The 17,705-nt window shown below is 67.8% G+C and carries 19 protein-coding genes and 1 pseudogene; 4 read left to right on the forward strand and 16 right to left on the reverse strand.

Annotated features, from left to right (window positions below; genetic code table 11):
- Nucleotides 1–152 precede the first annotated feature (152 nt).
- Nucleotides 153–348: pseudogene (locus ABIB14_RS18790) on the forward strand (DUF1206 domain-containing protein); the annotation flags it as partial.
- A 26-nt stretch (nt 349–374) separates the two neighbouring features.
- Here the strand turns inward: ABIB14_RS18790 and ABIB14_RS16870 are convergent.
- From ABIB14_RS16870 to ABIB14_RS16885, 4 genes are all read right to left on the reverse strand, one after another.
- Nucleotides 375–1,364, reverse strand: coding sequence for a DNA topoisomerase IB (locus ABIB14_RS16870; protein ID WP_354237061.1), 990 nt, complete (start codon nt 1,362–1,364; stop codon nt 375–377).
- Nucleotides 1,365–1,501: 137 nt separating this feature from the next.
- On the reverse strand, nt 1,502–2,980 hold the full coding sequence (locus tag ABIB14_RS16875; protein ID WP_354237062.1) for an FAD-dependent oxidoreductase: 1,479 nt from the start codon (nt 2,978–2,980) through the stop codon (nt 1,502–1,504).
- A 115-nt stretch (nt 2,981–3,095) separates the two neighbouring features.
- Nucleotides 3,096–4,373: a uroporphyrinogen-III C-methyltransferase gene (cobA, locus tag ABIB14_RS16880; RefSeq protein WP_354237063.1), complete on the reverse strand. Its 1,278-nt coding sequence runs from the start codon at nt 4,371–4,373 to the stop codon at nt 3,096–3,098.
- A gap of 54 nt (nt 4,374–4,427) precedes the next feature.
- Nucleotides 4,428–5,102: a TetR/AcrR family transcriptional regulator gene (locus ABIB14_RS16885; protein ID WP_354237064.1), complete on the reverse strand. Its 675-nt coding sequence runs from the start codon at nt 5,100–5,102 to the stop codon at nt 4,428–4,430.
- Nucleotides 5,103–5,254: 152 nt separating this feature from the next.
- Here ABIB14_RS16885 and ABIB14_RS16890 point away from each other — a divergent pair, with 152 nt between their 5' ends.
- Nucleotides 5,255–5,668: a cupin domain-containing protein gene (locus tag ABIB14_RS16890; protein WP_354237065.1), complete on the forward strand. Its 414-nt coding sequence runs from the start codon at nt 5,255–5,257 to the stop codon at nt 5,666–5,668.
- Nucleotides 5,669–5,766: 98 nt separating this feature from the next.
- Here ABIB14_RS16890 and ABIB14_RS16895 read toward each other — a convergent pair whose 3' ends face one another.
- From ABIB14_RS16895 to ABIB14_RS16945, 11 genes are all read right to left on the reverse strand, one after another.
- Complete coding sequence (locus tag ABIB14_RS16895; protein ID WP_354237066.1) at nt 5,767–6,063, reverse strand: putative quinol monooxygenase; 297 nt, start codon at nt 6,061–6,063, stop codon at nt 5,767–5,769.
- A gap of 166 nt (nt 6,064–6,229) precedes the next feature.
- A complete protein-coding gene (locus ABIB14_RS16900) occupies nt 6,230–7,168 on the reverse strand; it encodes an ABC transporter permease (protein WP_354237067.1) in 939 nt (312 codons plus the stop codon).
- On the reverse strand, nt 7,158–7,883 hold the full coding sequence (locus ABIB14_RS16905) for an ABC transporter ATP-binding protein (RefSeq protein WP_354237068.1): 726 nt from the start codon (nt 7,881–7,883) through the stop codon (nt 7,158–7,160). The genes ABIB14_RS16900 and ABIB14_RS16905 overlap by 11 nt, the downstream gene beginning before the upstream one ends.
- Before the next feature lie 41 nt (nt 7,884–7,924).
- Nucleotides 7,925–9,100 carry an ABC transporter substrate-binding protein gene (locus ABIB14_RS16910; protein ID WP_354237069.1) on the reverse strand — a complete coding sequence of 392 codons (1,176 nt, stop codon included), beginning with the start codon at nt 9,098–9,100 and terminating at the stop codon, nt 7,925–7,927.
- A gap of 229 nt (nt 9,101–9,329) precedes the next feature.
- A complete protein-coding gene (locus ABIB14_RS16915; protein ID WP_354237070.1) occupies nt 9,330–9,452 on the reverse strand; it encodes a hypothetical protein in 123 nt (40 codons plus the stop codon).
- Nucleotides 9,445–9,972 carry a PIG-L family deacetylase gene (locus ABIB14_RS16920; protein WP_354237071.1) on the reverse strand — a complete coding sequence of 176 codons (528 nt, stop codon included), beginning with the start codon at nt 9,970–9,972 and terminating at the stop codon, nt 9,445–9,447. Before ABIB14_RS16920 ends, ABIB14_RS16915 begins: the two co-directional genes overlap by 8 nt.
- Nucleotides 9,973–10,100: 128 nt before the next feature.
- Nucleotides 10,101–11,555, reverse strand: a complete 1,455-nt coding sequence (locus ABIB14_RS16925) for a sulfate adenylyltransferase subunit 1 (RefSeq protein ID WP_354237072.1) — start codon at nt 11,553–11,555, stop codon at nt 10,101–10,103.
- The gene (gene cysD / locus ABIB14_RS16930) at nt 11,555–12,514 is read right to left on the reverse strand and encodes a sulfate adenylyltransferase subunit CysD (protein WP_354237073.1); all 960 of its coding nucleotides are present in this window, start codon (nt 12,512–12,514) and stop codon (nt 11,555–11,557) included. The genes ABIB14_RS16925 and cysD overlap by 1 nt, the downstream gene beginning before the upstream one ends.
- Nucleotides 12,511–13,221 (reverse strand): phosphoadenylyl-sulfate reductase, encoded by a 711-nt coding sequence (locus ABIB14_RS16935; RefSeq protein WP_354237074.1) that lies wholly within the window; start codon nt 13,219–13,221, stop codon nt 12,511–12,513. The genes cysD and ABIB14_RS16935 overlap by 4 nt, the downstream gene beginning before the upstream one ends.
- Nucleotides 13,218–14,963: a nitrite/sulfite reductase gene (locus ABIB14_RS16940; RefSeq protein WP_354237075.1), complete on the reverse strand. Its 1,746-nt coding sequence runs from the start codon at nt 14,961–14,963 to the stop codon at nt 13,218–13,220. Before ABIB14_RS16940 ends, ABIB14_RS16935 begins: the two co-directional genes overlap by 4 nt.
- Nucleotides 14,964–15,037: 74 nt before the next feature.
- Complete coding sequence (locus tag ABIB14_RS16945; protein ID WP_354237076.1) at nt 15,038–15,775, reverse strand: sirohydrochlorin chelatase; 738 nt, start codon at nt 15,773–15,775, stop codon at nt 15,038–15,040.
- Between the two features lie 63 nt (nt 15,776–15,838).
- Here ABIB14_RS16945 and ABIB14_RS16950 point away from each other — a divergent pair, with 63 nt between their 5' ends.
- Both ABIB14_RS16950 and ABIB14_RS16955 read left to right on the forward strand, forming a co-directional pair.
- Entirely contained in the window at nt 15,839–16,510 is a 672-nt protein-coding gene (locus tag ABIB14_RS16950) for a trimeric intracellular cation channel family protein (RefSeq protein ID WP_354237077.1), read from the forward strand.
- A gap of 14 nt (nt 16,511–16,524) precedes the next feature.
- The gene (locus tag ABIB14_RS16955; protein WP_354237078.1) at nt 16,525–16,953 is read left to right on the forward strand and encodes a hypothetical protein; all 429 of its coding nucleotides are present in this window, start codon (nt 16,525–16,527) and stop codon (nt 16,951–16,953) included.
- 508 nt (nt 16,954–17,461) lie between these two features.
- On the opposite strand, the gene ABIB14_RS16960 is transcribed toward ABIB14_RS16955, so the two are convergent.
- Entirely contained in the window at nt 17,462–17,689 is a 228-nt protein-coding gene (locus ABIB14_RS16960) for a DUF559 domain-containing protein (protein ID WP_354237081.1), read from the reverse strand.
- Between the last annotated feature and the right edge of the window lie 16 nt (nt 17,690–17,705).

Here is a 17,705-nt window from a genome sequence, read left to right on the forward strand (position 1 = left end):
GGTGAGCTTCCTATCGTTTATCTTCGAGTCCGGACAGGCAGGCCCCCACGTGGGAGGTCCGCACCCAGACATAGTAAGCACACTTAGCACAGTGATGGTAGCCCCGCTTCCGGCGGTTTCGCTCATGGGACCGCCGCCAGATGCACGTGGACGGCCACCTCATCAGCGGGCTGGGCGTGGCCGGCCATGTGGCCAAGTGACTCGCGTTAATCCTGACCGGCCTCTGTTCGTGATGGCCGCGGCCACGAGCACCACCCGTTCGGTCCGTACCTGCTTCTTGCCATCGGCGCAGGCTTCCTCGCCTACGGCGTCTTCGCCCTGATCCGGGCGCGGTTCGGGCGGATGTAGCGTCGCGTCCAGCGCGCCCCCCCGCTTTACCGCAGCGGGACCACCGCACCTTCCTGGTAGAGCAGCGCCCGGATCTCGGACTCGGCGGAGTCCAGCCGCTTCGGGTCAATGGTCTCCCCCGCCGCGAAGTGATCCAACAGCCGCGGATCCACGTAGCTCTTCCGGGCGATCGACGGCGTGTTCCCGAGGACCGCGGACGCGTCGAGCATGGCCCGGCTCACCGCCCTTTTCCGGGCCGACACCTTCAGCTGCGGCCCGCTCCGCGCCAGGCTGACGGCCGCCGCGACCGACCCGCGCAGGGTGCGGAAATCCTTCGCAGTAAAGTCCCCGCCGGTGCGTTCCTTGACGTACTCGTTGATCTCGGCGCTCGTGACCGGGTGCCAGCTGCGGCCGTTTTTGTAGGCGAGCAGCCGGGAGTTGCCACCGCGGCGCTTGAGCGAGCGGACGACGCCGGCGAGGTCGGCGTCGTCAATCCGGGACTCCCAGGTCTTGCCGCTCTTGGCGGGAAAGCTGAGCCGCAGCTCGTCCTCGCGCACCTTCACATGGGCGCAAAGAAGCGTGGCCAGGCCGTGGCTGCCATTCTCGTTGGTATACCGCTCGGAGCCAACACGCAGCGAACCACTGTCCAGCATCCTGAAGGCGGCAGACATCACCCGCTCCCGGGTGAGGCCCTCGGAGCGCAGGTCCAGGGTCACCAGCCGGCGAGCGGTCGGGAGGGTTTCCGCGAGCTGAAGCGAACGGTCGAACTTCAGCCGGTCCTTTTTCTCACGCCAGCCCGGATGGTAGATGTACTGGCGCCGGCCGACGGCGTCGAGCCCGGTGGCCTGGATGTGCCCGTTCTCGTACGGCGCAATCCAGACGTCCGTCCATGCCGGCGGGATGCCGATGCCTTCCAGCCGGTCCCGGACCGGACCGGGCGGCAGCGTGGAACCGTCCAGGTCCTTGTAGCTGAAGCCGGTCCCGGCGGGAACCCGGCGGTAACCGCGACCGGACGCGTTACTTTGACGGAGCCTCATGACGCTAAGCGTACTGACTACCACCCCGGATCTCCCACAACCAAAGCAACGCGGGGTCACTTAGCGCCCGTAATCCCCTCCGGGATGGGCGCGAAGTGACCCCGCGTTGCTTTGGCGGTCGTCACGTTAAGGACCGCTTAAACTTCCGCAGCAACCCCGCCGCGGGAAATTTCCACCATGTCCTCGCGCGGGACCACCTTAATGCGTTCACGGGCGACCTCGACGCCGTGCGAGCCGCCTGCCGCCGTCGCCGTCCCGCCGAGGTCGCGTTCGTGCGCGTCGAGCGCGAGCCAGCCTTCCCAGCTGGTGTATTCGATACCGCGGCTTTCGAGGAGTTCGACGATGGCCTCCGGCGCGGGTGCCGCCGCCAGCGGCAGGTTCCCGCGGTCCTCGAGCAGGTAAGTCACGGTTTCGAGCGCGTCGCCCTTGGTGTGGCCGATCAGGCCCACCGGTCCGCGCTTGATCCAGCCGGTGGCGTAGATGCCCGGCACGTGGGTGCCGGAAGCGTCCAGGACGCGGCCGCCGTCGTTCGGCACGACGCCCTTGCTGTGGTCGAACTCGACCTCCGGCAGGGCTGAACCGAAGTAGCCGATGGCCCGGTAAACGGCCTGGACCGGGTAGTCGATGAACTCGCCGGTGCCGCGGGCGTTGCCGGTGCCGTCCAGCTCCGTGCGCTCGAACTTGATGCCGGCGACGCGGCCGGGAGCACCGGCGTCGCCGGTATTGTCCCCGTACACCTCCACCGGGCTGTGCAGGAAGTGCAAGTGCAGGCGGCGCGAGGCAGTGAGCTCCGAGAGGTCCTCGGGCTGCTCGGCGATCCAGTTGGTGAGCGTGCCCACCATGGTCTTGGTCTGGTTGTTGCTTTGGATCTGGCGGTCCGATTCCGCGTCGAACTCGAAGTCCTCGGGGTAGAGGATGATGTCGACGTCCCTGGAGTGGGAGAGTTCGCGCAGTTCCAGTGGCGTGAATTTCACCTGGGCCGGGCCTCGGCGGCCGAAGACGTGAACGTCGGTGACGGGGGAATCCTTGAGCGCCCCGTAGACGTTGTCCGGAATTTCGGAGACCAGGAGGTCATCGGCGTGCTTGGAGAGCATCCGGGCCACGTCCAGGGCCACGTTGCCGTTGCCGATCACGGCGATTTCCCTGGCCTCGAGCGGCCAGTCGCGGGACACGTCGGGATGCCCGTCGTACCAGGAGACAAAGTCGGCGCCGCCGTAGGAACCCTCGAGCTCGATACCGGGGATGTTCAGGTCCGCATCCTTGATCGCGCCGGTGGCGAAGATCACGGCGTCGTAGTGGGCGCGGAGGTCCCCGAGGGTGAGATCCGTGCCGTAGTCCACGTTGCCGAAGAACCGGATGTCGCCGCGGTCCAGGACCTTGTGCAGGGCGTTCACGATGCCCTTGATGCGCGGGTGGTCGGGGGCCACCCCGTAGCGGATCAGGCCGTAGGGCGCCGGGTAACGGTCGAAGAGGTCGATGCTGACGGTGAGCTCGCCACTTTTGACGGCCTGGCTTTTGGTCAGGATGTCCGCGGCGTAAACGCCGGCAGGGCCGGAGCCGACGACGGCGACGCGCAGCGGACGTGCGGCGGTTCCTACGGGAGTATTCGTTGACACGGCTGTGTTCCTTTGGTTCGTGGCTTCCCAACTCACTCGCAGCTACGGCCGTTATGAGGGCTCAGAACGGCTTCTGCTGCGAGCTAGTTGGGCGGTGCGGGCGGTTCGGGCGGAGCTAGCGGGCGGGGACGCGCGGGGCGTTCGGAGACGTGGTGCTGTAGTCCGCGGTCTTGAAGTGCGGCGGCGCGAACGGGCTGACGCGGACCACGTCGCCGATCACGATCACGGCGGGATTCGCGACGCCCGCGGCCTCCGCCTGGTCCGCGATAGTCCCGAGCGTTCCAATGGTCACCCGCTGGTTGGGCAGGTATCCATTCTCTACGATGCCAACCGGCGTCCCGGCTGGCAAACCGGCGCGTCCCAGCGACGCCGCGGAACCGCGCAGTTGCCCCACACCCATAAGCAGGATCACGGTGTGGTCGGCGCGGGCGGGGACATCGGAGAGCTCCTCGTGGCCGGTGACCACGCTGAAGCCTTTGGCGAGCCCGCGGTGCGTGACCGGAATACCGGCGGCGGCGGGGACGGAAATGGCCGACGTGACACCGGGAACCACCTCGACTTCGACGCCGCGCTGCCGGCAGAATTCTGCTTCCTCGCCGCCGCGGCCCAAGACGTACGGGTCGCCGCCCTTGAGCCGGACCACCCGGTGGCCTGCCAGGGCTTCGTCCACCAGGATCTTGTTGATCTGCGCCTGCGGGACGGGGTGGTGGCCGGGAGTCTTGCCGACTTCGATGACGCGGACGTCCGGGGCAAGTTCCGTGAGCAGTTCGCGGGGGCCAAGGCGGTCAGCCACCACGACGTCGGACTGGCCCAGGAGCCGCCGTCCGCGGACCGTGATGAGTCCGGTATCACCGGGGCCGCCGCCCACGAGTGCGACCGACCCGGCCCCGGCGGTTGCACCTGTGCCGGAAACACGGTGCCGGCGCAACGGCAGGTCACCGGTTTCCAAGGCGGTGGCGACGGCGTCGCGCAGGGCCATGGCGCGGCGCGGATCTCCCCCGGCGTTCACGGCAATCTTTACGTCGTCCACGACGGCGACGGCGGGTGTCCAGGCGGCCGAGGCTTCGTGGTCAGAGGCGTTGACGCACCAGATGCGCCGGGCCTCCGCGTCGGCCGCGACCTTTGTGTCGACGTCGGGGTCACCGGTGGCGGTCTGGATGAACCACGCCCCGTCGGTGTCGGACGGGCGGTATTGGCGGGGCTGCAACTCCAGCAGCCCGGCGTCGGCCAGTTCGTTCAGGGCCGGGCAAGCTAGCGGCGCGACGACGGTGACGCGGGCGCCGGCGTCCAGCAGTCCCTTGGCACGGCGCGCGGCGACGGGACCGCCGCCGACCACCAGCACGGGGCGGCCGAGCAGGCGCAGCGCCGTGGGGTAAATGTCCTGAATTGCCATGCATCGACGATAGGGCGGTGCCCGAATGTCTAACAACGGAACGGAAACACCCGTTCACGCAGGGTAACCGGACGTAACCTGGGGTCCTTCCGGCGGGTGGCCGCTGGCTGTTGCCGGCTCGGCTCCCGGCAGTCCGGCCCTCAACGCCTGGTCGAGCAGGGCGCCTGCCGTCCACCGCATCGAAGCGACCGCGGCGTCCCTGCCGAGGCCGCCCACGTCGGTCAGCCAGACCAGGGATTCGATGCCTATGGCGCTCCGGATCGCCAGCACCAGTTGATGGATCTCCCGCTCGGACAGCCTGTTCTCCAGCGGGGCCAGCGCCTCGGCGATCCAGGCGATGGCGCGGCCCTGGCGCAGAGGCAGGCTCCGCTCCTGGCCGTCCGCAGGCTCCAGCGACAGGCGCAGCATGGTCCTCTGCTGGGACTCGGTTTCGACGATCATCCGGGTGAACTCGACCACCACGGCATCCAGCCGCTCGGCCACGTCTTCCGGTGGGTTGTCCGGCAGCATCGACGTGCGTGCGGTCTCGGGGTGGGCGGCCGCGAGCAGGTCCCTTTGGCCGGGGAAGTAGCGGTAGGCGGTGCTCCGGGCCACCCCGGCGGCGAGCGCGGCCTCGTCCACTGTGGGCGTAGTGCCGGCCGCGACGAGTTGGCGGGCCGCCGCTACAAGGGCATCAAAGGTGCGGCGCTTCTGTCCGGTGCGGCCCGCATCGACATAGGGTCTTGACATGAGCTTCATGGTACATGAGTCTTGTTATGGGACAACAGTCCCATAACAGCTGGACGGGTATTGAGGCGACCATCATGGAGACGAAGAGATCAGCATCCGCAATTGTCCGGCAGCCCGGCGAAGGGCCCAGGCGTTGGTTCTTCGGCGGCGGAGTGCAGACCTGGAAGGCGACGGAGGAAGACACCGCCGGGGCGTTTCTTCTCTTTGAAGACGAAATGGCGCTGAACAAGGTCACACCGATGCACACCCACCCCGACTCCGACGAAACGCTATACATCCTGGCCGGCGAGATCCTGATCAACATGGACGGCACGGAGCACCACGTTGCAGCCGGCGGACTGGCCATCGCACCGCGCGGCGTTCCCCATGCGTTCAAGGTCCTGCAGGAGGGGACCAGGATGCTTTGCCTGCACATTCCCGGCGGCGCGCAGGCCTTTTACTTCGGCGCCAGCGAGCCGCTTGGCGCGGAGGATAATCGCGAAGGGGCCGTGGATTTTGATCGGATTCGCGAATCCGGGCGTGTGAACGGCGGCATCGAAATCCTGGGACCCCCGCCGTTCGGCTAGGACGCGTCGGCGGCGCCGGCGGCGGGACCAGCGCCAGCGACGGGACCTGCGCCGGCGGCGGGACCTGCGCCCGGCGGCGGGACCTGCGCCGGCCAGTCCTACTTCACCGCAATGATTTCGACCAGTTTGATGTCTGGGTCCTTGGCCAGCAGCTCCGGCCCGTGTTCACCGAGGGCTGCCGGGATGGCGCCGTTGAGGTGGGCCTGGCGGTCTTCCTCGGTGTCGAAGGTGTCGAAGATGCCGAAGGTGTTCTCAGTGACCCGGAAGGCATACCAGGTCCGGGTGCCGGGTTCGCCGAGCACAATTTCGCGGCCTCCGTTGAGGAAGTCCCAGACATTCTGTTCTTTTCCCGCTTTGGCTTCGACCAATGCCAGAACTCCAAATTTTGGCGCCACGGCTGTCTCCTTGAGTTGGGATGGATCGGCCGCAAACCGGCCAATAGCCGTGAGTGTAGGCCGGTACCGGCACGCGGACAAGGAGTCCTCCGGGCTCGGGCGGACACAGCAGAGCCCGACGGCGGTAGTCGCCGTCGGGCTCTGCTGATACGTTGCGGTGCTCGGGCTACCGGGTGCTGCCGGCAAGGAGGCCGCGGCGGCGCAGCAGGCGCTTCTCGATCGGGGCGAAGACGCTCAGCTCTACCAGGATCCCGACGGCGAGGATCAACAGGATGGCTGCCAGCACGATCGTCATGTCCGCGAGGTCGCGGCCCTGGTTCAACATGGAGCCCAGGCCGAAGCCCATGCTGCCTCCCACCGTGATGATTTCCGCGGCCATGAGGGACCGCCAGGAGAAGGCCCAGCCCTGCTTCAGGCCACTCAGATATCCCGGCAACGCGGCCGGCAGGACGATCTGAAGCGACAACTGCAGGCGGGAGGCCCCCAGAACTGTGCCGACCCGGCGGTACTGTGGCGGTATCTGGTCGACGCCGGAGATCAGCCCGTTGATGATCGACGGGATGGCACCCATCAGCACCACGAAGTACACAGTGGCGTCGCTCAGGCCGAACCAGATGATGGCGGCCGGCACCCACGCCACTGACGGCAGGACCTGCAGCCCGGAAATCAGCGGCCCGAATGCGCGCCGGAGCGGGGCGACCTGGGCCAGCAGCAGGCCCACCGGCGTCGCGATGACCACGCTGATCAGGAAGCCCGCGACGCCACGCTGCAGCGAGGTCCAAACGGCTTCCTGCAGTTTGGCCTCACCCCACAGCGCGCCGAGCTGACTGATCACATCGAGCGGGCCGGGCACGAGGTCGCGTCGTTTGATGCCAAGCCAGACATAGACCTGCCAGGCGATGATGAGGACGGCGAGCGCGGCCACCGGGAGAAGGATCCGGCTCCAGTCGACCCGGGCCCTGCGGGCAGCGTCGGACTGGAGCGAGTCGAGTCCGGCTTCCAGCTCGCGCAGGTCCTCGGCTCCGGTGGAGGACCGCGTCAGGGCGGCGTGCACCGGGTGCGTCCCGGCCGGGGCTTCGGCCACGGGGAGTTGGCTATTGGGCATGGCGGCGGATCTCCTCGCGTAACCGGGCGGTGATGAGGCCGGTCAGGTGTCCGGCCAGGCTGGCGTCGGTCCGGTGTTCCTCCGAGACGTGCCATTCCTGCACCACGCGCCCGGGCCGGGAGGAGAGCAGCAGCACGCGCTGGCCCAGGCGGACGGCTTCCCGGACGTTGTGCGTGACGAAGACGATGGTGCGGCCGGTTTCCTTCCAGATCCGCTCCAGCTCATCGTGCAGCAGGTCGCGGGTGATCGCGTCCAGCGCGGCGAACGGCTCATCCATCAGGAGCAACTGCCGGTCCTGGGCCAGCGACCGGGCCAGTGCCACGCGCTGCCGCATGCCGCCGGAAAGTTCGTGCGGGCGCTTGTCCCCCGCCCCGCCCAGATGCACCAGATCCAGGAGCTCGCCGGCCTGCACCCGGCGTTGGGCCTTGCCGACGCCGCGCAGCTTGAGGGCAAGCTCCACGTTTTCCCGGGCGGTGAGCCACGGGAAAAGTGCCGCGTCCTGGAACATGAAGGCTGCACCGTCGCTGGGCACTTCGAGGGCGCCCGACGTCGGGGCCTCCAGCCCCGCAATGATGTTCAGCAGGGTGGACTTTCCGCAGCCGGACGCGCCGAGCAAGGCGACGAACTCGCCCTGTCCGATGCTGGCGTTGACGCCGTCCAGCACCGGGGCGCCGTCGCCGAAGCGCTTGCCCAGGTTTTCCAGTACGACTGGCATGGTCACATCCTTAGTGGTGGTGGCGGGACGGCAGGCACTGGCTAGTCCTTGCCGAGTCCCTGCGCCGAGGTCTTCGCTGCCGCCAGCGAGTTCAGGGCGGTCAGGTCGAAGATGCCGTTGATGTCGGCCTGGGTTGTGGTTCCGGCGTCGACACCGTCCCGGAGCAGCTTCTTGTACGTTCCAGCGAGCGGATCAACGGTGAAGGCGATGTTCTTGAGCGAACGCTCAATCACGTCAGCGGGCAGGGCAGCCCCGGCCGATTCCCGGAGGGCCGCGTTGAGGACCGTGGATTTCTCCGCGGCGGGTGCGGCGTTGAGCCAATCCACGGATTCCATGTGCCCCTTCAGCAGCGCCTTGACCGCCTCCGGATGCTCGGCGGCGAACTTCTTGTTGACGATCAGCACGGTGGTGATGAACTCGCCCTTGTCCCACAGATCCTTTTCATCGACCAGGACCTTCGCGCCGGCCTGGAGTACCAGCCGGGACGCCCACGGCTCAGGCAACCAGGCGCCGTCGAGCTTGCCGTCCTGAAACAGTTTCAGGGTCTGGGCGTTCTCGGTGGGATTGATCGCGACGTCGCCGCCGCCATCCAGGGAGGTCTTGTAGCCCTGTTTGCCGAGCCATGCGCGCAGGGCCACATCCTGGGTGCCGCCGAGCTGCGCAGTCGCGAGCCGCTTGCCCTTGAGGTCCGCCGGCGAGGTGATGTCAGCTCGGACTACGAGCTGCGCTCCGCCGGAGGCTGCCCCGGCGATGATGCGGATGGATTCGCCCTTGCTCTTGACGTAGGAGTTGATCGCCGGGTTGGGGCCGATGTAGGTGGCGTCGATGGCGCCGGCGTTGAGGGCTTCGATCGCGGCCGGGCCGGCATTGAACACCTGGGTGCTGAGCTTGGTCCGGCCGAGCTCCTTGGCGATGAACCCCTTGTTGACACCGACGAGGGCCGGGGCGTGGGTGATGTTGCCGAAGTAGCCGAGCTTGAGTTCGGCGGCCGCGGTGGTGCCGGCGGCCGGAGGGGCCACGGCGTCGTTCTCGTTGCGAGACACCGTCGATGCGGCGGCGGCGCCGGCGCCGATCAGCAGGGCCAGGCCCACGGCGACGCCGATTTCGATGCTGCGATTTCGCTTCGGCTTGGCCGATTCGCCGGCGACGATCCTGGTGGTGCCGGGCCGGCTGCCGGGCCGGCTGCCGGGGCGGGAAGATTCTGGGGTGTTTGCCATGTGCGGAGTCCTTCTGAGCGCGGAGTTGCGGGGGTGCGGAAGTTCAGGCCCCGTGACATCGCCCCGGCAAAGCGAGGAAGAACCCTTCCGAAGTGGTCATAGATTCACAGTAGGTACGGGCACATTTCGGCTTCAATAGGGCAGAAACCCGGGGTCACGTGGGTTCATGCCGCGTCACAATCGCTCGGCGAATTTCCGCGCTTCCCAGCATGATCCGGGGCTTTTCTCCTCAGCGGGCGTCGAAGATGTCGGCCAGAAGCGGTACCCCGTCCGGCCGGGGCGGCCAGGCGAGCACGTAGGACTCCCGGCCGAGGACCCGCAATTGTTGTTCGCGTGAGAGCGTCTCAGCCATAATGACGTGCCGCTGGGTCCGATGCTCCTGCAGGCAGCACCGTGGAGTAGCCGTTCCAGCCCCGGCCCGCCCTCGCTGCGGACCAGATGGAAGGCCGCATCTGTTGCCCTGCCCACGGCGATGTGATCCGGGTGCCCCGTGATTCCGTCCGGGCCAAAAGTACACACAGCACCCGCGGACGCTCCTCCCGCAGGATCAGGGCAATCCTTCCGGTGAGCTCCCCGAACGGCACATCAGCCACCCCGCCGTCGCGATAGCCGAACCATTCGTGCCGGTCCGGAGGCCGGCCGTGCGACCGCCACGCGGCCTCGTCCTCCCGGCGCCGGAACGCGCCCAATGTCCCGGCGGGAACGTCGACGACGGGCGCGACTTCCCCGGCACCGCCGTCGGTAGCAAGAATCAGGATGAACCGGAACTCCGGATTCCGCGCATGCAGTGCCACGCTGCCGGCCAGTCCGTAGGCGTCATCGTCGGGGTGTGCGGTGACCAAGGCAACGGAGTGCTTGGGGCTTGCGACCATGACTCCGGTGTAGCAGTGAACGGAATTCTGTTCAACAACCAAAAACCCCGGCCTGTTAGCGACGTGCCGGCGCCTGAAGGCCGTGAGGGATAACAAGCTGCGGTTCGGGGGCGATGTGTGGGGACCGGCTAGATCGAGTAGCGCTCGTCCTCGTGGTCGCCCGGGTGGTCGTTGACGAGGCCGGCGGCGAGGGTGTTGCCGTCCAGCGGGTCGATCACGAGGAAAGCCCCGGCGCGGCGGTGGTGCAGGTAGCTCTCCAGCGGCAGCGGCGCCGCAAGCCTGAGCTGGGCATGGCCGATGTCGTTCAGTTCCAGGGTGGATGCCGGCTCCAATCGGAAGCTGGCAAGGTCCAGCTTCCCCGTCACGTTCCGGACCAGCGCCTGGACCGTTCGGGTACCGTGCTTGACGAGCACCTTCGAGCCCTCGCGCAGGGGCTTCGGGGACAGCCAGCACAGCGCGGCGTACAGGTCGGCCGTGGACTCCGGGAACGTCCCGGCCGCGGCGATCGTGTCCCCGCGGGCGACGTCGAACTCCTCGGCGAGCCGCAGCGCGACGGACTGCGGTGCCACAGCCTCGGTGAGTTCGCGACCGGCAAAGTCGATGCCGGTGACCGTGGTGGTGCGGGGGGCCTGGCCGGGGGTCACCACGCTGACCTGGTCGCCGAGTTTCACTGAGCCTTCGGTGATCTGGCCGGCGTAGGCGCGGTAATCCCGGTACGCCTTTGGCTTGAGTCCGCCGGCCAGGGCGTCGGACGCCAGCGCGCCCTGCGGCCGGATGACCAGCTGGACCGGGAAGCGGAAGCTCTCCAGGTGGCTTTCGAGTTCGTCGGCCGCCGGCAGGGTCTCCAGGACTTCCAGCAGCGCCGGTCCGCCGTACCAGGGCGTGTGCTCCGAGCGGTCCACGACGTTGTCGCCGTCGAGCGCGGAAACCGGGATCACCAGCAGATCCGTGGCGCCGTCCGCCCCGAGCCCAAGCTCCCGGCCCACTTTCTGCACGTCCGCTTCGATCCCGCGGAACACGGCCTCGCTGAAGTCCACGAGGTCGATCTTGTTCACGGCCACAATGACGTGGGCAACGCGCAGCAGCTGCAGGACGGAGAGGTGCCGGCGGGTCTGCTCGAGGACACCCTTGCGGGCGTCGATGAGCACGACGACGGCGTCCGCGGTGGACGCACCGGTCACCGTGTTCTTGGTGTACTGCACGTGGCCGGGGCAGTCCGCGAGGATGAAGCTGCGCCGGTCCGTGGCGAAGTAGCGGTAGGCGACGTCGATCGTGATGCCCTGTTCGCGCTCGGCGCGCAGGCCGTCGGTCAGCAGGGCCAGGTCGATCCGTTGTTTCCCGTTGGAGTCTGTGGCTCCCGACCCGCCGAAGCCGCGGTCCGCGGAGGTCCGGGCGACGGCGTCGAGCTGGTCCGCGAGGATCGCCTTGGAGTCGTGCAGGAGCCTGCCCACCAGGGTGGACTTGCCGTCGTCGACCGATCCAGCTGTCGCAAAGCGAAACAGCGTCGTAGACAAAACCGGTGATGCCAGCGGCGCCTCGTCAAGAAGAACAGCGGCGCGGGCGGTATCAGTGTGGGTGCTCATCAGAAATAACCATCCTTCTTGCGGTCTTCCATGGCGGCCTCGGAGATGCGGTCATCGGCCCGGGTGGCGCCACGTTCGGTGATGGTGGAGGCGGCCACTTCGATGACGACGTCGCGTACGGTGGCGGCGGCCGACTCGACGGCGCCGGTGCAGGACATGTCACCGACGGTCCGGTAGCGGACGGTCTTGGTGATCACCTGTTCATGGTCGCGCGGCCGGGATACCTCGCCTACCGCGCGCCACATGCCGTCGCGGGCGAAAACGTCGCGGCGGTGGGCGTAGTAGAGGCCGGGCAACTCGATGTTCTCCTGCTCGATGTAGCGCCAGACGTCCAGTTCGGTCCAGTTGCTGATCGGGAACGCACGGACATGCTGGCCCACGGTGTGGCGGCCGTTGTACAGGTTCCACAGTTCGGGCCGCTGGTTGCGCGGGTCCCACTGCCCGAATTCGTCCCGCAGGCTAAGGATGCGCTCCTTGGCCCGGGCCTTGTCCTCGTCCCGGCGGCCGCCGCCGAAGACGGCGTCGAACTTGTTGCGCTGGATCGCATCCAGCAGCGGCACGGTCTGCAGCGGGTTGCGGGTGCCGTCGGCGCGCTCGGCCAGCTCGCCGGAATCGATGAATTCCTGGACGGAGCCGACGACGAGTTTGAGTCCCAGCCGTTCCACCGTCCGGTCGCGGAACTCGATGACCTCCGGGAAGTTATGGCCGGTGTCCACGTGCAGCACCGGGAACGGCACCTTGCCCGGCCAGAACGCCTTGGTGGCCAGGTGCAGCATCACCACGGAGTCCTTGCCGCCGGAAAACAGCAGCGCAGGCTTCTCGAACTCGGCAACAACCTCCCGGATGATATGAATGGCTTCGGACTCGAGCGTGTCCAGGCTGGAGAGTCTTTGCAGGGCTGAGAGGCCGTGGTCCAGCCCGGACAGCTCCAGGTCCTCGTCGGTGGTTTTGATGCTCATACGTGTAGTCCGCATTCTGTCTTGTCGGATCCAGCCCAGCGGCCTGCGCGGGGGTCGTCGCCCGGCGCTACCTTGCGGGTGCAGGGCTGGCAGCCGATGGACGGGTAGCCCTGGGAAAGCAGCGGGTTGACGGGCAGGAGGTTGTCCTCGGAGTAATGCACCAACTGGTCAAAGGTCCAGGCGGCAACCGGGTTGACCTTGACCAGACCGTTGGTTTCGTCCCAAGTGACCAGGGGCGTGTTGGTGCGGGTGGGGGCCTCGTCGCGGCGCACGCCGGTGAACCAGAGCTCGTAGCCGGCGAGGGTGCGGCGCAGCGGTGCGACCTTGCGCAGGGCGCAGCACTGCGCGGCGTCTCGGGCGAAGAGGTCCTTGCCCAGGAGCCGGTCCTGCTGCTCGACGGTGGTCTCCGGCAGGACGTCGACGATGTTGACGCGTAGGTTGGCGGCGACCTCGTCGCGGGTGGCGTGCGTGTCCGGGAAGTGGTAGCCGGTTTCCAGGAAGAGCACGTCGACGCCGGGAAGCTGGTCCGCGACGAGCGCCGGCAGGACGGCGTCGGCCATGGAGCAGGCGACGGCGACCGCTGGCAGTTCGAAGTTCCGCGCCACCCAGGCGATGACGTCGCGGGCGGGGGCGTCCCAGCCGAGTTCGGCGGCGCCCGTCTCGGCGAGGATCTTGAGCTCGTCCCTGGCACGGAGTGCGGCGGTCACTGCAGATCACCCTCGTCGGCGGCGAAGGCCCATTCGGCAAAGCTCTGGCCTTCGGCGTGGTCGGCCACGAACTTCCGGACCACACGCTCCACGTAGTCGGGAAGTTCTTCGGCCGTGACCTTGAGGCCGCGCACGGTGCGTCCCAGTCCCGCTTCCTCGCGGCTGTTGGATGCCAGCCCGCCGCCGAGATGGACCTGGAAGCCCGGGGTGGGGTCGCCGCCGGGCGTGGGCAGCATCATGCCCTTGAGGCCGATGTCCGCGGTCTGGATCCGGGCGCAGGAGTTGGGGCAGCCGTTGATGTGCAGGGACAGCGCTTGGGGAAGCTGCTCGGACTCGACGAGGTCGGCGAGGCGGCGTTCCAGCTCGGCGACGGCGGTGGCTGCCGTGACCTTGGTTTCCACGATGGCGAGCTTGCAGTATTCGATCCCGGTGCAGGCGATGGTGCCGCGGCGGAACACGGACGGTCGGGCGGACAGGCCGAGGGCGCCGAGTTCGGCCACGAGCGGTTCCACCTGATCGCGGGGCACGTCGAGGACCACCAGCTTCTGGTGCGGCGTGGTGCGCAGCCGCCGGGAGCCGCGGGTTTCCAGTGTGTCCGCGAGCTTGACGAGCTGGCTGCCGGAGAGCCGGCCGGCCACGGGGGTGGCGCCGATGAAGAACTTCCCGTCCTTCTGTTCGTGCACGCCGATGTGGTCGCCCGGGCTGGACGGCTTGGGGGCGGCGGGGCCGTTGCTGAGTTTGTAGCCGAGGTACTCGTCCTCGAGGACCTGGCGGAACTTCTCCGTCCCCCAATCGGCCAGCAGGAACTTCAGCCGGGCCTTGGTGCGCATGCGCCGGTAGCCGTAGTCGCGGAAGATGCTGGTCACGCCGAGCCAGACGTCGGCGGCCTGATCCGGCCGGACGAAAGCACCGAGGCGCTTGCCCAGCATCGGGTTGGTGGACAGCGCGCCGCCCACCCAGAGGTCGTAGCCGATGCCCAGTTCCGGATGGATCATGCCCACAAGCCCGACGTCGTTGATCTCATGCACCACGTCCTGGCTGGGGTGGCCGGTAATGGCGGTCTTGAATTTGCGCGGCAGGTTGGCCAGTTCCGGGTCGCCGATGAAGCGTTCAGCGAGTTCCTGGATCAGGGATGTGGGATCGATGATCTCGTCCTTGGCGATGCCGGCGACCGGGGAGCCGAGGATCACGCGAGGCACGTCCCCGCAGGCCTCGGTGGTGGACAAGTCCACCGACTCGAGCCGGCGCCAGATCTCCGGGACGTCCTCGACCCGGATCCAGTGCAGCTGGATGTTCTGTCGGTCGGTGAGGTCGGCCGAGTCGCGGGCGAAGTCCACGGAGATCTGGCCGATGACGCGCAGCTGCTCGGTGCTGAGGGCGCCGCCGTCGATCCTGACCCGAAGCATGAAGTACTTGTCTTCGAGCTCGTGCGGTTCGAGTGTGGCGGTTTTGCCGCCGTCGATCCCGGGCTTGCGCTGGGTGTAGAGGCCCCACCAGCGGAAGCGGCCGTGCAAGTCGGTGCCGTCGATCGAGTCGAAGCCGTGCTTCGAATATACCGACTCGATACGCTCGCGGACGTTCAGTCCGTTGTCTTCCTGTTTCCAGGTTTCGTTGGCGTTCAGCGGGACGGTGCCGTCCACCTTCCACTGCCCGTGCGGCTTGGCGGCGGGACGTGCGGGCCGCTTGGCGCGGCCTGCGGCAGCCTGGTCCGGGGATGCTCCGGCTAGAGCTGTATCAGTCATGGATCGACTGTAGGGGTGGCCGTAAGGGCGTCACAAAGGGTCAGAAACGTAGGGTCACCCTGGGCAACATTTCGTCATGAAGCGTTGCCGGCGACCGCCGCGTCGTACCGCACCAGCGCCATCTCGGCGAGCACCGGTGAGGGCAGCAGCGGCGCCGTGACCAGGTCCGCGCCAGCCTTGGCGAGCTGGTCGTGGAAGAAGCCAGGCGCCAGGAGGTAGGAGGCGATCACCACGCGGCCGCCCAGATCCCCGGCCCCGGCCGGCCGGCCCTCGCCGGCACCCCCGGCGGCCTCTTCGCGGAGCATGGCCACGGCCTCCGGCACTGAGGGCCTCGCCGAGGCACCGTAGGCGGCCACGATCCGGTTCGACCGGAGGGCGCGCAGCTGAGCCGCGACTTCCTCCACATTGTCCGCGGCCGCGGCGTCGGAGGATCCTGCGGCGGCGAGGATCACGGCGTCGTTGTCGGTCACTCCGGCCTCGCGCAGACGCCGGTCCAGCAGCTCCGCGAGCCGCGGGTCCGGGCCCAGGGGCGCCGCGGCGAGGGTACCCGGCCGGCTCTTCACGGCCCGGGCGATGTCCACCTTTACGTGGTATCCCATGCTGAGCAGCAGTGGCACCACGACGGCGGTTTCCCCCGCCGGGAGCCCCGCCACCGCTGCCGTAAGATCGGGGTCCTGGACGTCGACGTAGGCCTCCCGGACGTCGAGCCCGGGACGCAGGGCGGCAATCCCGGTGCACAGGGTGTTGACCTCGGCGGCCCCCAGCTCGCTGGAGGTTCCGTGGGCGCAGGCGATCATGATGGGTCTACTCATAGCCGCTAGCGTAACCTTGGAGCCGACCTGTCCGCCCGCAAGAAAGATCGACCGGGACGCTCCATGACCTTTTCGTTCAGCGCTGTCCCGATCTGGCTGGACCTGGCCGGTGTGTTCTTCTTCGCCGTCTCCGGATCGCTGCTCGCTGCGCGGAAGCAGTTCGACATCGTCGGCTCCCTGCTGCTGGCCGCGGTGGTGGGCCTGGGCGGCGGCGTCATCCGGGACATCATCATCAATGCTGGACCGCCTGCGGCTTTCACCAACCCGGCTTACCTCGTTCCCCCGCTGCTGGCCGCAGTCTTGGTGTTCTTTCTGTTCTCCAGTGTCCAGCGTTTCACCTCCCTGCTGGTCCTGTTCGATGCCGGCGGCCTGGCGCTCTTCTGCATCACGGGTACCCTCAAGGCCCTCGCCGCGGGCATGAACCCGGTGGCCGCCGTCCTGCTGGGCGCCACTACGGCCGTTGGCGGCGGCCTGCTTCGGGACATCACCGCCAACGAGGTGCCGCAGCTCTTTGACCCCAAGGACATCTACGCCCTGCCGGCGTTTGCGGGGGCAGCGCTGACGGTGGCCCTGTCGGTCACCGGCGCTTTCAATGCGCTGACGGCGGGTGCGGTGGCGGCTGTAGTATTCGCGTTCCGCGTCACCGCCTGGCAGCGCCACTGGCAGGTGTCGCTGGCTGTCCGCGGCTGGCACCGCAGGAGCGCGGGGCCGGCCGAAAGCGGCCCCCAGAATTAGCTAGGATGTGAACCATGACTGACATGTTCCTCGAGAAGTTCCGCGCGCTTGTTCCGAAGTATCTCGACGACGAATGGCAGGAAGAGGACGGGATACCGGCAGACGAGCTGGATGCGGCCCTCACCGAACACCAATTCCAGATCCCGCTGGTCCTGCGGGAGTTCTACCTGGCACTCGGCGGCTGCGAAGACCTTATGGAGGCCTACCACTATTTCTGGGATCCCGAGGAGCTCGAAGTCGACGACGAAGGCTTCCTGATGTTCCTGGAGGACGAGGAAGAGCAGTTCACCTGGGGAATCCGGGTGGGCGACCTGAGCATCCCGGACCCGATCGTGTACCGCCGCAACAACGCCCGCGCCCAGTGGAAGAGCGAGGAAGGAACCTTCTCCGAGTTCGTCTTCGACATGTTCGAGTGGGCCTTCAACGACGAGGACGAGGACTAAAAGCCTCCCCGGGTGTTGCGTGTGCTGAGACCGCGGACTTTCACCATGTTTCAGCCGGCCGGCTGGCGTGTTCTGGGCGGATGCCCCGGGGCACATTGACACGGACACGCCGCCGCCCGGCCCGGAAATCCCCCGCTGAGGCTGCAAAGTAGCCCCGAACCGCGGCCGTAGCGCGCCCGTCACGCCCCGGACCGCACCCAAACCCGCCCGTCCCGGCCCGAAGCGACCCCAAACCCGCCCGTCACGGCCCGAAGCGACCCCGGCGTCGCAACTCCAGCGCGGCCCGCTCGATCCCTCCGCGATTCGGATCTCAGCCGCCCAGGGGCACATTGACACGGACACGCCGCCGCCCGGCCCCGAAATCCCCCGCTCAGGCTCCAAAGTCGCCCCGGACCGCGGCCGTAGCGCGCCCCTCACGCCCCCAACCGCGGCCGTAGCGCGCCCGTCACGGCCCGAACCGCACCCAAACCCGCCCCTCACGCCCCGGACCGGACCCCAAACCCGCCCGTCACGGCCCGAAGCGACCCCGGCGTTGCAACTCCAGCACGGTCTGGACCTGGGCGATCATTCGTTCCGGGTGATGGACGACGTCGTCATAGCCGAACCTGAGCACTAGGTAGCCGCCGACGACGGCTGCGTTATTGCGGCGGCGGTCCTTCTTAGCCTTGATCCACCGATGTTGATCGGGGCGCCGACGGCGATTTAAACCGAGAATGCCCGTCTTTTCAAGGAAAATGGAGCTTGTCTAGAAC

The organism is Arthrobacter sp. UYEF3 (assembly GCF_040546245.1).
Classification (GTDB): Bacteria; Actinomycetota; Actinomycetes; order Actinomycetales; family Micrococcaceae; genus Arthrobacter.

What these genes read in the sequence shown, in the direction of transcription:
- ABIB14_RS16870 (WP_354237061.1), bottom strand. Translation starts at nt 1,364, where the DNA reads ATGAGGCTCCGTCAAAGTAACGCGTCCGGTCGCGGTTACCGCCGGGTT.
- cysD (WP_354237073.1), bottom strand. Translation starts at nt 12,514, where the DNA reads ATGAGCATCAAAACCACCGACGAGGACCTGGAGCTGTCCGGGCTGGAC.
- ABIB14_RS16950 (WP_354237077.1), top strand. Translation starts at nt 15,839, where the DNA reads ATGACCTTTTCGTTCAGCGCTGTCCCGATCTGGCTGGACCTGGCCGGT.
- ABIB14_RS16910 (WP_354237069.1), bottom strand. Translation starts at nt 9,100, where the DNA reads ATGGCAAACACCCCAGAATCTTCCCGCCCCGGCAGCCGGCCCGGCAGC.
- ABIB14_RS16900 (WP_354237067.1), bottom strand. Translation starts at nt 7,168, where the DNA reads ATGCCCAATAGCCAACTCCCCGTGGCCGAAGCCCCGGCCGGGACGCAC.
- ABIB14_RS16955 (WP_354237078.1), top strand. Translation starts at nt 16,525, where the DNA reads ATGACTGACATGTTCCTCGAGAAGTTCCGCGCGCTTGTTCCGAAGTAT.
- cobA (WP_354237063.1), bottom strand. Translation starts at nt 4,373, where the DNA reads ATGGCAATTCAGGACATTTACCCCACGGCGCTGCGCCTGCTCGGCCGC.
- ABIB14_RS16915 (WP_354237070.1), bottom strand. Translation starts at nt 9,452, where the DNA reads ATGGCTGAGACGCTCTCACGCGAACAACAATTGCGGGTCCTCGGCCGG.
- ABIB14_RS16945 (WP_354237076.1), bottom strand. Translation starts at nt 15,775, where the DNA reads ATGAGTAGACCCATCATGATCGCCTGCGCCCACGGAACCTCCAGCGAG.
- ABIB14_RS16905 (WP_354237068.1), bottom strand. Translation starts at nt 7,883, where the DNA reads ATGCCAGTCGTACTGGAAAACCTGGGCAAGCGCTTCGGCGACGGCGCC.
- ABIB14_RS16940 (WP_354237075.1), bottom strand. Translation starts at nt 14,963, where the DNA reads ATGACTGATACAGCTCTAGCCGGAGCATCCCCGGACCAGGCTGCCGCA.
- ABIB14_RS16925 (WP_354237072.1), bottom strand. Translation starts at nt 11,555, where the DNA reads ATGAGCACCCACACTGATACCGCCCGCGCCGCTGTTCTTCTTGACGAG.
- ABIB14_RS16885 (WP_354237064.1), bottom strand. Translation starts at nt 5,102, where the DNA reads ATGTCAAGACCCTATGTCGATGCGGGCCGCACCGGACAGAAGCGCCGC.
- ABIB14_RS16920 (WP_354237071.1), bottom strand. Translation starts at nt 9,972, where the DNA reads ATGGTCGCAAGCCCCAAGCACTCCGTTGCCTTGGTCACCGCACACCCC.